Source organism: Mycobacterium sp. 1165178.9 (assembly GCF_001673555.1).
Taxonomy (GTDB): Bacteria; Actinomycetota; Actinomycetes; order Mycobacteriales; family Mycobacteriaceae; genus Mycobacterium.
The window spans coordinates 1-10,437 of sequence record NZ_LZMB01000139.1; the positions used below are offsets into that span (position 1 = coordinate 1).

General features: G+C 68.1%; 9 protein-coding genes and 1 pseudogene. 4 read left to right on the plus strand and 6 right to left on the minus strand.

Going from position 1 to position 10,437, the window contains the following annotated elements; genetic code table 11:
• From A5652_RS06730 to A5652_RS06740, 3 genes are all read right to left on the minus strand, one after another.
• A partial coding sequence (locus A5652_RS06730; protein ID WP_067348155.1) for an MFS transporter occupies positions 1–1,271 on the minus strand: 1,271 nt, incomplete at its 3' end.
• A 124-nt stretch (positions 1,272–1,395) separates the two neighbouring features.
• Complete coding sequence (locus tag A5652_RS06735) at positions 1,396–2,091, minus strand: type 1 glutamine amidotransferase (RefSeq protein ID WP_156745191.1); 696 nt, start codon at positions 2,089–2,091, stop codon at positions 1,396–1,398.
• A 4-nt stretch (positions 2,092–2,095) separates the two neighbouring features.
• Complete coding sequence (locus tag A5652_RS06740) at positions 2,096–3,325, minus strand: Mur ligase family protein (RefSeq protein WP_067348164.1); 1,230 nt, start codon at positions 3,323–3,325, stop codon at positions 2,096–2,098.
• 156 nt (positions 3,326–3,481) lie between these two features.
• Here A5652_RS06740 and A5652_RS06745 point away from each other — a divergent pair, with 156 nt between their 5' ends.
• A complete protein-coding gene (locus A5652_RS06745; protein WP_067348169.1) occupies positions 3,482–4,474 on the plus strand; it encodes a DEDDh family exonuclease in 993 nt (330 codons plus the stop codon).
• A gap of 28 nt (positions 4,475–4,502) precedes the next feature.
• On the opposite strand, the gene A5652_RS06750 is transcribed toward A5652_RS06745, so the two are convergent.
• Positions 4,503–5,174, minus strand: a complete 672-nt coding sequence (locus A5652_RS06750; RefSeq protein ID WP_067348171.1) for a response regulator transcription factor — start codon at positions 5,172–5,174, stop codon at positions 4,503–4,505.
• A 115-nt stretch (positions 5,175–5,289) separates the two neighbouring features.
• Here A5652_RS06750 and A5652_RS28035 point away from each other — a divergent pair, with 115 nt between their 5' ends.
• Positions 5,290–5,445, plus strand: coding sequence for a DUF6131 family protein (locus A5652_RS28035; protein WP_197513806.1), 156 nt, complete (start codon positions 5,290–5,292; stop codon positions 5,443–5,445).
• A gap of 148 nt (positions 5,446–5,593) precedes the next feature.
• Here the strand turns inward: A5652_RS28035 and leuA are convergent, their stop codons facing one another.
• The gene (leuA, locus tag A5652_RS06755; RefSeq protein WP_067348173.1) at positions 5,594–7,393 is read right to left on the minus strand and encodes a 2-isopropylmalate synthase; all 1,800 of its coding nucleotides are present in this window, start codon (positions 7,391–7,393) and stop codon (positions 5,594–5,596) included.
• 295 nt (positions 7,394–7,688) lie between these two features.
• On the opposite strand from leuA, the gene A5652_RS06760 reads away from it, so the two are divergent.
• Together A5652_RS06760 and A5652_RS06765 are read left to right on the plus strand one after the other, a co-directional pair.
• Complete coding sequence (locus A5652_RS06760; RefSeq protein WP_067348175.1) at positions 7,689–8,954, plus strand: aspartate kinase; 1,266 nt, start codon at positions 7,689–7,691, stop codon at positions 8,952–8,954.
• The gene (locus tag A5652_RS06765) at positions 8,955–9,998 is read left to right on the plus strand and encodes an aspartate-semialdehyde dehydrogenase (protein WP_067348177.1); all 1,044 of its coding nucleotides are present in this window, start codon (positions 8,955–8,957) and stop codon (positions 9,996–9,998) included. It begins immediately after the preceding gene.
• Between the two features lie 150 nt (positions 9,999–10,148).
• Here A5652_RS06765 and A5652_RS26515 read toward each other — a convergent pair.
• Positions 10,149–10,437 (minus strand): annotated as a pseudogene (locus A5652_RS26515) (hypothetical protein); the annotation flags it as partial.

The following is a 10,437-nucleotide window of genomic DNA, read 5'->3' on the forward strand; positions in this document are numbered from 1 at the left end:
CCCGGCAGCGGCTTGCCCGCGACTTCCGGCATGAATCGAAGGGCGACCATCCCCACCAAGCCCGCGAAGATCAGCATGTAGGCCGGCACCATCGCGCTGCCGGTGCCGGATATCAGCGCTTGCGCGATCACCGGCGTAGTTCCGCCGACGGTCGACAGCGCGATGTTGTACGAAATGGCAAGGGCGCCGCTGCGCACCCTGGTGGGGAACAGCGCCGGCAGGGCTTGGGGTGTGGTGCTGTCGAAACACAGCTCCATCAGCCCGACCAGCAGCACACCGATGAAGATCAACGGCAAGACACCGCCGAGGCGCATCAGCAAGAACGCCGGGACCGACGCCAGAACGAGCAACCCGCAGCCCGTCCACATGATCGGTTTGACGCCGATACGGTCGGACAACATGGCGACGAACACCACCGAGGCCATCAGGATCGCCAGCGTCGCCACGATGATCACCAGCCCAGCCGTATTACTAACGCGCACAACAACTTTGAGGTATGTCGGCAGGTATCCGGTGAGCATGAAGTCGGGGACTTGGGAGGCCACCACGACTGCCGCGCAGACCAGCATCGGCTTCCACTGCTCGACCACTGTGCGCCGAAATTGCTGCCAGCCGCGGTCAGCCGCCGTATCCGTGTTGCTGCGCACCTGTGTGTAGGCGGGCGACTCGTCGATCCGCAGCCGCAAATAGAGAGCGAGGACGCCGAATGGCGCCCCGAGCAACAGCGGAATCCGCCAGCCCCAGGCCAACATGTCGTGACTCGGCAGCCAGGCCTGCAAAGCGGTCACCAGCAACCCGGCGAGCACAAACCCGACCAGGTTGCCCAGCGGCAGGAACCCGACCATCCTGCCGCGCTTGCCGTCCGGGGCCCGCTCAACGAGATAGGTCATCGCGCCGACGAACTCGCCGCCGGTAGACAAGCCTTGAAAGACCCGGGCGACCAGCAGCAGGATCGGCGCCCAGATGCCGATGGTGCTGTAGCCGGGCAGCAAGCCGGTCATGGTGGTCCCCACCGCCATCAGCAGAATCGTGATCACCAAAACCCGCTTGCGCCCGACGCGGTCGCCGAGGGGGCCGAGGACGAATCCGCCCAGCGGGCGCACGACGTACGCCGCCGCCAGCGTGCTGAAGGTCGCGATGAGATGAACCGCGCTGACACTGTTGCCCGGATAGAAGACCTGGGCGATGGTGGTCGCGATGTAGCCGTAGACGCCGAAGTCGTACCACTCCATGAAATTGCCGATGGCGGTCGCCAGGGTGTCCCGGCGCATCGCCGCATCGGTATCCCGGGAATCAGTCGCTGTGCCGCGGATGCTCATTGACACCTCGCGTACCCATAACTTTGCTGCCCGGAACCGGCGGTGCCTGCAACCATGCGTTTCGTCTTACCACGCCCTAGCGTGCGGCCAGCCGTTCGCGGCGCAGCAACTCCACCTCCGGCATGGGCAGCGGCGGCAGCTCGCCGACCGCCGTGCTCAGCAACAGGTCGGCCAGTTGCGGATTGCGGGCCAGGCACGGCCCGTGCATGTAGGTCGCGATCACGCTGCCTTGCACCGCGCCGTCGAAGCCGTTGCCGGCAACGTTGCCTGCGCCCTTGATGACCGCGCCCAGCGGCGACGCCGCCGGTCCCAGCGCGGTGCCGCCGCGGTGGTTCTCGAAACCGGTGAGACGCTCGGTCAAGCCGGCCAGCAGCGGCTTGGTCGCCAGCTCGCCAATGGTGCGCGCCTGTTGCGGTGACGTCGTCGCGTCCAGCATGCCCACACCGTCGACGCGCTCCCCGGCCGACGTTTCATACCAGTGCCCGAGCACCTGAACGGCCGCGCAGATGGCCAGCACCGGGGCGCCCCGTGCCGCGGCGCGCTGCAGGCCGGGGTACTTGATCAAATGCCTGGTGGCCAGGCGCTGCGCGTAGTCCTCGGCCCCGCCCAGCGTGTACAGGTCCAACGACTCGGGCACCGGGTCGGCCAGCGTGATCTCGACGATCTCGGCGGCGATGCCGCGGAGCCGGAGCCGCTGCCGCAGCACCAGGGCGTTGCCGCCGTCGCCGTAGGTGCCCATCACGTCGGGGAGCACCAACCCGATCCGCACCACCGAGTCAGCCATGGCGCGCCAATGATCGCTGCAGCTGGAGGAAGGCGGTGTAGTTGGCGACGACCTCCACCCGCCCCGGCGGACATGAAGCGATCGCGGCGACGGTGTCGTGCACCAGCGTGTGCTCGACGCCCGCGTACCCCAGACGCACCGCCAGGTCGGTGCCGCGCTCGCCGGCGGCGACGACTTTCGTCTCCTCGAAGTGCTCGAATCGCACATCCCAGAGCCACGACAGGTCTTCTCCGTCGGGAACCTGGCCGTTGACCGAGATGACCACCCCGGCCGCATGTTTGTCCACCATCGACAGCGCCTCCTGCCAGCCGGCCGGGTTCTTGGCCAGCAGGATGCGCACCTCGTGGGCACCGACGCGGACGGTCCGATAACGCCCGGCGACCTCGTCGACCCTCGAGACGGCCGCCACCGCCGACGCGGGATCGGCGCCCAACGCGACCGCGGCCGCGACGGCCTGGGCGGCGTTGCCCCGGTTGACCGCGCCGGGCAGCGCCAACCGCATCGGCAGGGCCAGGCCGTCGGGCCCGTAGAGGGTGTCGTCGTCGAACCACCATTGCGGGCTGGGCCGTTTGAAGTCGGCACCCGTGGAATACCAGTGACCCCGGTCGCGGACGATGATCTCGCCGCTGCGCGGGCAGCTGACCGAGTCGTTCGCCCACGAACCACCCGCGGCCACCCAGACCGCGTTGGGGCTGTCGTACGCCGCGGACGTCATCAGCACGTCGTCGCAGTTGGCCACGACGACCGCCGTGGGGTGCCGGGCCAGGCCCGCGCGCAGGGTCCGCTCGATGACGTTGATCTCGCCGACCCGGTCCAGCTGGTCACGCGACAGGTTGAGCAGCACGACGACGCTGGGTTCGACGGCGTCGGAAACATGCGGGACGTGCATCTCGTCGACTTCGAGTGCGGCCAGGGGTGCATCGCGGTTGCTGGCCAGCGCCGCGACCAGGCCGGCGTCCATGTTGGCGCCCTCGGCGTTGGTGGCGACCGGGCCCAGCGTCGCCAGCGCGGCCGACGTCATCCTCGTGGTGGTGGATTTGCCGTTGGTGCCGGTGACGATCACGGTGCGCCGCCCATAGGCCAATTGCCGCAGAACCGAGCGGTCTAGCGTCATCGCGATCAGGCCGCCGATCATCGCCCCGGCCCCGCGCCCGCTCACCCGCGACGCCCAGCGCGCGCTCGCTCCTGCGGCGAGGGCCAGACGGGCGCGGGTGGTGACCACGCGGAGAGTTTAAGGGCGGCGGGTCGTCCGCATCGAATTCCGGGCGATCGCAAGCGCGGCGCTCGGCGCCGGGCGCGGCGGGTCGTCCGTATCGAATCAGCCCGACACGGCCCGCAGCGGACGGGCGATGTCGGTCGGCCGTGCCATCCTCAGTGCATGAGCGGGGTGCCCTGGGGTCGGCCGGCCAGCGAGCCGGACGCGGGCTGGGCCGTCGTCGACGTCGAGACCTCGGGCTTTCGGCCGGGTCAGGCACGGATCATCAGCGTTGCGGCGCTCGGCCTGGACGCCGACGGCAACGTCGAACAGTCGGTGGTGAGCCTGCTCAACCCCGGCGTGGACCCTGGTCCCACGCACGTGCACGGCCTGACCGCCGCCATGCTGGAAGATCAGCCGCAGTTCGCCGACATCGCCGGCGACGTGGCCGAGGTGCTGCGCGGCCGCACCTTGGTAGCCCACAATGTGGCGTTCGACTACGCGTTTCTTGCCGCCGAAGCCGAACTGACCGAGACGGAACTGCCCGTCGACAGCGTCATGTGCACCGTCGAGCTGGCCCGGCGGCTGGACCTCGGCGTCGACAACCTGCGGTTGGAGACGCTCGCGGCGCACTGGGGCGTCACCCAGGAGCAGCCCCACGACGCGTTCGACGACGCGCTGGTGCTGACCGGCGTGCTGGCCTCGGCGCTCAAGCTGGCCCGAGCAGGCGACATCTGGTTGCCGATACATCCGGTGACCCGGCGCCGCTGGCCGAACGGCCGCGTCACCCACGACGAGCTGCGACCGCTCAAGGTGCTGGCGTCCCGGATGCCCTGCCCGTATCTCAACCCCGGCCCCTACGTGGGCGGCCGGCCGCTCGTGCAGGGCATGCGGGTGGCGCTGGCGGCCGAGGTCGGCCGCACCCACGAGGAACTCGTGGAACGCATCCTGCACGCCGGGCTGGCCTACACCGAGGCCGTCGATCGGGAGACGTCGCTGGTGGTCTGCAATGATCCTGCCCCCGAGCAGGGCAAGGGCTACCTCGCCCGGCAACTGGGCGTGCCGGTGATCTGCGACGCGCAGTTCATGGACTACGTCGGTGCCGTCATCGGGGGCACCAGCATGGACGAATTCACCGACGCCAGCACCCTGGACCAGCAGCTGGCGCTGTTCTGATCAGCCGCGGCTTGCCGCCCTCGCTATTTCAGGGCCCGCCGCGCCAATGTTCGATGCGGTGATGGTCGGGGGTGAATCCGTGCTGCACGCCCCACAGCACGGCCTGGGTGCGGCTCGCGACGCCGAGCTTGCGGTAGACGTTACGGATGTAGGACTTCACGGTATTTGGGCTCAGGTAGGTCAGCCGAGCCACGTCGGCATTGCTCTTGCCTTGGGTGATCAGCGCCAGGATCTCCGCCTCGCGGTCGCTGAGCCCTTCGCTGCGCCCTGGCCAGTCGAGCCCGGGAGCACTGCGCGCCCGTCCGGTTATGTCGCTGACGATTACCTCGCCGGAATGCACCGCCTCCAGCGCGGCGACCAGCTCGCGCGCCGGCAGGGTCTTCGATAGGTATCCCTGGGCCCCGTGGCGCCGGGCGCTCTCGACGAGGTCGGGGTGAAAGTTCCACGTGTAGACCACGACTCGGCGTGCCCGAGGATTCGCCACCAAAACCCCTATCTCCTCGTGGTCGGATTCGGGTTGGGCAAACGAGTCGTACAGGACGATATCGACGGGGTCAGCGACGGGCATGGTGGAGTCGAGTTCTGCGATCACGACACGATCGCGGTACGGGTCAAGCATGTTGGCCACACCCTTCACGACGACGTCGTAGTCATCGACGAGCGCGACCGTGATCGGCGCGCGGGGAGACGGTGGTGGCATGTCGGCGAGATTACCTCCCTAGGGGTGTATTGCTACCCCCCTTTGGGGTGGTCGACTGGATTCATCGCTGGCGCAACCAGTTAGCCAGTCGTCAACCGCAACAGGGAGGCTAACCATGATCATCCTGGGCATCATCGCGCTGATCGCAGGATTTCTGCTCAAGATCGCGGTGCTGTGGACTATCGGCATCATCCTCGTCATCGCCGGCGTGATCCTGGCGATCCTCGGATCCACCGGACGCGCCGTCGGCGGCCGCCGGCACTACTTCTGAACGCCGGCAATTGAGACGCGCCCGATCTCGGGCTGGGCGCACCTCACAGCAACGGGGCCAAATGCTGTTCGCCGATTGCGATCTCGGGGTTTAGCGCCGCGACGCGTGGCAACCGTGCCGCCGTAGGGCGTACTCCGCCACCACGGGGTCAGCCGCGAGCGGCGCGGTTGACCGCCGACACGACCGCACGCAGCGACGCGGAGGTGATCGACGGAGCGATGCCGACCCCCCAGACCGTGCGACCGTCCACCGACGCCTCCACATACGCGGCCGCCTGCGCGTCGTCACCGGCGCTCATGGCGTGCTCGGAGTAATCCAGGACGGCCACGTCGAAACCGACACCGCCCAGCGCCTGCACGAACGCGGCGAGTGGTCCGTTGCCCTCCCCGCTGATCTCGGTCTCCGCGCCGTTTATCTTGACGGTCGCGGTGAGGCGGGTGACGCCGCTGTCGTCCTCGGAGGCGTCGACGCGCTGTTTCATCCGCTCCAGCGGCACCACCGGCGCCAGGTACTCCTCGGAAAAGGCGTCCCACATCTCCTTGGGGCTGACCTCGCCGCCTTCTCCCTCGCTGATCTTCTGCACCACCTGGGAGAACTCGATCTGCAGCCGCCGCGGCAGCGCCAGGCCATGGTCGGCCTTCATGATGTAGGCGACGCCGCCCTTGCCGGACTGCGAGTTGACCCGGATCACCGCCTCGTAGGTGCGCCCGACGTCCTTGGGGTCGATCGGCAGATACGGCACCTGCCACAGCATGTCGTCGACGTCGGAGTCCGCGGCGTCCGCGTCGATCTTCATCTGGTCGAGACCCTTGTTGATGGCGTCCTGATGGCTGCCGGAGAACGCGGTGTAGACCAGGTCCCCGCCGTAGGGGTGACGCTCGTGCACCGGCAGCTGGTTGCAGTACTCGACCGTGCGGCGGATCTCGTCGATGTTGGAGAAGTCGATCTGCGGGTCCACGCCGCGGGAGAACAGGTTCAGCCCCAGCGTCACCAGGCAGACGTTGCCGGTGCGCTCACCGTTGCCGAACAGGCAGCCCTCGATGCGGTCGGCACCGGCCTGGTAGCCCAATTCGGCTGCCGCAACGGCGGTTCCGCGGTCATTGTGCGGATGCAGGCTCAGGATGACCGATTCCCGGTTGGCCAGGTTGCGGCTCATCCACTCGATCGAGTCGGCGTAGACGTTGGGTGTGGCCATCTCCACCGTCGCGGGCAGGTTGAAGATGATCGGGTTGTCCGGCGTCGGCGCGATGATTTCGCCGACGGCGTCGCACACCTGCCTGGCGTACTCGAGCTCGGTGCCGGTGTAGGACTCCGGCGAATACTCGAACCGCCACCGCGTGCCCGGGTGCTTGGCGGCCTCTTCGACGCACTTGCGCGCGCCCTCGGTCGCGATGGCCTGTACGGCGGCCCGGTCGGCGCGAAAGACCACGCGGCGCTGCAGGATTGAGGTCGAGTTGTAGAAGTGCACGATGGCCTGCGGCGCGCCGTCGCACGCCTCGAAGGTGCGCTCGATCAGTTCCGGCCGGCACTGGGTCAGCACCTGGATGGTGACGTCATCGGGGATGGCGCCGTCGGTGATGATCTCGCGGACGAAGTCGAAATCGGTCTGGCTGGCCGACGGGAATCCCACTTCGATTTCCTTATAGCCCATGCGAACCAGCAAATCGAACATGCGGCGCTTGCGCGCCGGGCTCATGGGGTCGATCAGCGCCTGGTTGCCGTCGCGAAGATCCACCGCACACCACAGCGGCGCATGAGCGATGACGCGGTCGGGCCACGTGCGGTCGGGCAGCCGGATGGGCTCGACCTCATCGGCGAAGGGGCGGTACCGGTTGACCGGCATCGACGAGCCCCGCTGCTGGTTCCATGCGGGTTGTCCGGGCGCCGATGGGCCCGCGGGCTGAACGATGGTTCGTGTCGAGCTGAATGCATCGGGATTGGAAGTCACGGTAGTTGCTCCGGGGGATTCAGAAGGGAAACTTCAGACCGGCGCATCGCGAACACCCGCGACGGGAAGCCGGTCTGGATCAGACCCCGTCGCGGCGTCCGAGGAGGAGCACCCGCTGCACGTCCAAGACTTTACCGCTTCTGGCGCTGAGGCAGAAATTCCGCCTAGACCGCAGCGAATGCGCGCGACGGGGTTGGGTGGTATCGCGACGTAAATCACCATGCGGTGGCACGTATTCTGTTGTGGACTTATACCCGAAATCTTCAAATATCCAGGCCGGAGAGGCAGGAATAACGTGGCGCTCGTCGTGCAGAAGTACGGCGGATCCTCAGTGGCGAACGCCGACCGGATCCGGCGGGTGGCCGAGCGCATCGTCGCTACCAAGAAGCAGGGCAACGATGTAGTAGTCGTCGTGTCCGCGATGGGCGACACCACCGACGACTTGATGGATCTGGCCCACCAGGTGTGCCCGGCGCCGCCTCCGCGCGAACTCGACATGCTGCTGACCGCCGGCGAGCGAATCTCCAATGCCTTGGTCGCGATGGCGATCGAATCGCTGGGCGCGCAGGCGCGCTCGTTCACCGGTTCGCAGGCCGGCGTGATCACCACCGGCACGCACGGCAACGCCAAGATCATCGATGTCACTCCGGGACGGCTGCGGACCGCGCTCGACGAAGGGCGCATCGTGCTGGTCGCCGGCTTCCAAGGTGTCAGCCAGGACACCCGCGACGTGACCACGCTGGGCCGCGGGGGTTCGGACACCACGGCGGTGGCCCTGGCCGCGGCGCTGCACGCCGATGTCTGCGAGATCTACACCGACGTCGACGGCATCTTCAGCGCCGACCCGAGGATCGTGCACAACGCCCGCAAGCTGGACACGGTCACCTTCGAGGAGATGCTCGAGATGGCGGCGTGCGGCGCCAAAGTTTTGATGCTGCGCTGCGTGGAATACGCACGCCGCTACAACATGCCGGTGCACGTCCGGTCCTCCTATTCGGAAAACCCAGGCACCATAGTCGTCGGATCAATCAAGGACATACCCATGGAAGACCCCATCCTGACCGGAGTCGCGCACGACCGCAGCGAGGCCAAGGTGACCGTCGTCGGCATTCCCGACATCCCCGGATACGCCGCTCGGGTCTTCCGGGCGCTCGCCGATGCCGACGTGAACATCGACATGGTCTTGCAGAACGTCTCCAAGGTCGAGGACGGCAAGACCGACATCACCTTCACATGCTCGCGCGACAGCGGACCCACCGCGGTGGCCAGGCTGGACGCGCTCCAGGACGAGATCGGGTTCAGCCAACTGCTCTACGACGACCACGTCGGCAAGGTGTCGCTGATCGGGGCGGGCATGCGCAGCCACCCCGGGGTCACTGCCACCTTCTGCGAGTCCCTGGCCGAGGTGGGCGTCAACATCGAGCTGATCTCCACGTCCGAGATCCGCATCTCGGTGCTTTGCCGTGACACCGAACTAGATAAGGCCGTCGTGGCGTTGCACGAGGCGTTCGGGCTCGGCGGCGAGGAGTCGGCGACCGTGTACGCGGGGACGGGTAGATAAATGGTTGCCATTGGAGTTGTGGGCGCCACCGGCCAGGTCGGCCAGGTGATGCGCCGGTTGCTCGACGAGCGGGACTTCCCGGCGACGTCGGTGCGGTTCTTCGCGTCATCGCGCTCGCAGGGCCGCAAGCTGGAATTCCGGGGCCAGGAGATCGAGGTCGAGGACGCCGCGACGGCGGACCCCACCGGCCTGGACATCGCGTTGTTCTCCGCGGGCAAGGCGATGTCCCTGGTGCAGGCGCCGCGATTCGCCGCGGCCAGCGTGACGGTGATCGACAACTCGTCGGCCTGGCGCAAGGACCCGGAAGTGCCGTTGGTGGTATCCGAGGTGAACTTCGACCGCGACGTCCGGGACGCCCGCTCGCTGGCCAAGGGCATCATCGCCAACCCGAACTGCACCACGATGGCCGCGATGCCGGTGCTCAAGGTGCTGCACGACGAAGCCGGGCTGCAGCGCCTCGTTGTGTCCAGCTATCAGGCCGTGTCCGGCAGCGGGGTCGCCGGGGTCGAGGAGCTGGCCACGCAGGCGCGCGCGGTCATCGACGGCGCCGAGCAGTTGGTGCACGACGGCAGCGCGGTGCAGTTCCCGCCGCCCAAGACCTACGTGGCGCCGATCGCCTTCAACGTGGTGCCGCTGGCCGGATCGCTGGTCGACGACGACTCCGGTGAGACCGACGAGGACCAAAAGCTGCGCCACGAGAGCCGCAAGATCCTCGGCATTCCCGACCTGGCCGTCAGCGGCACCTGTGTGCGGGTCCCGGTGTTCACCGGGCACTCGCTGTCGATCAACGCCGAATTCGCCCGGCCGCTGTCACCCCAGCGGGCCCGCGAGCTGCTCGCCGGCGCGCCCGGCGTCAAGGTGGTCGACGTGCCGACCCCGTTGGCCGCCGCCGGCGTCGACGAATCCCTGGTCGGCCGGATCCGGCACGATCCCGGGGTGCCCGACGGCCGCGGCCTGGCACTGTTCATCTCCGGTGACAACCTGCGCAAGGGGGCGGCGCTGAACACCATCCAGATCGCCGAGTTGCTGGCCGCCCAGCGGTGACAAGCGGGTGAGCACCACCCCTACTCGCTTGGCCGCGCGGTGCTCACTGTTCGCCGCGGTGTTTTTGGTTCTGCCGCACTGGACCGTCGCGCACGCCGACCCGGCGGCGCCCGCCCCCGAGCCCGTGCTGCAGCCGCTGGCGCCCGGCCAGGTGTTGCGCACTCCGCCGGGGTCGTCGACGGACGAGGTGTCGACGCGCAGCGCGACGGGTGCGTACCAACCGCCGAATCCGACCCCCTGCCCGGCGAAGCTGTCGCCGCAGACTTGGAGCAATTCGGCGGGAAACTCGACGAACTCGCACAGGTCTGTCGCGCCGATGCCGTAGTCCACAGTCGGCGTGCCGGTTCCGGCACTGGGGCCGATGCGCAACACCTGGCCGGGCGCCAGCGGCTGCAGCACGGGCTCGGGGGCGGGCGCCGCCGGGTCGGCGTGCGCGACG

Bases quoted from the DNA above. Each gene is read 5' to 3' on its own strand.
- A5652_RS06745 (WP_067348169.1), top strand. From the start codon at position 3,482: ATGAGCGGGGTGCCCTGGGGTCGGCCGGCCAGCGAGCCGGACGCGGGC.
- A5652_RS06750 (WP_067348171.1), bottom strand. From the start codon at position 5,174: ATGCCACCACCGTCTCCCCGCGCGCCGATCACGGTCGCGCTCGTCGAT.
- A5652_RS28035 (WP_197513806.1), top strand. From the start codon at position 5,290: ATGATCATCCTGGGCATCATCGCGCTGATCGCAGGATTTCTGCTCAAG.
- A5652_RS06765 (WP_067348177.1), top strand. From the start codon at position 8,955: ATGGTTGCCATTGGAGTTGTGGGCGCCACCGGCCAGGTCGGCCAGGTG.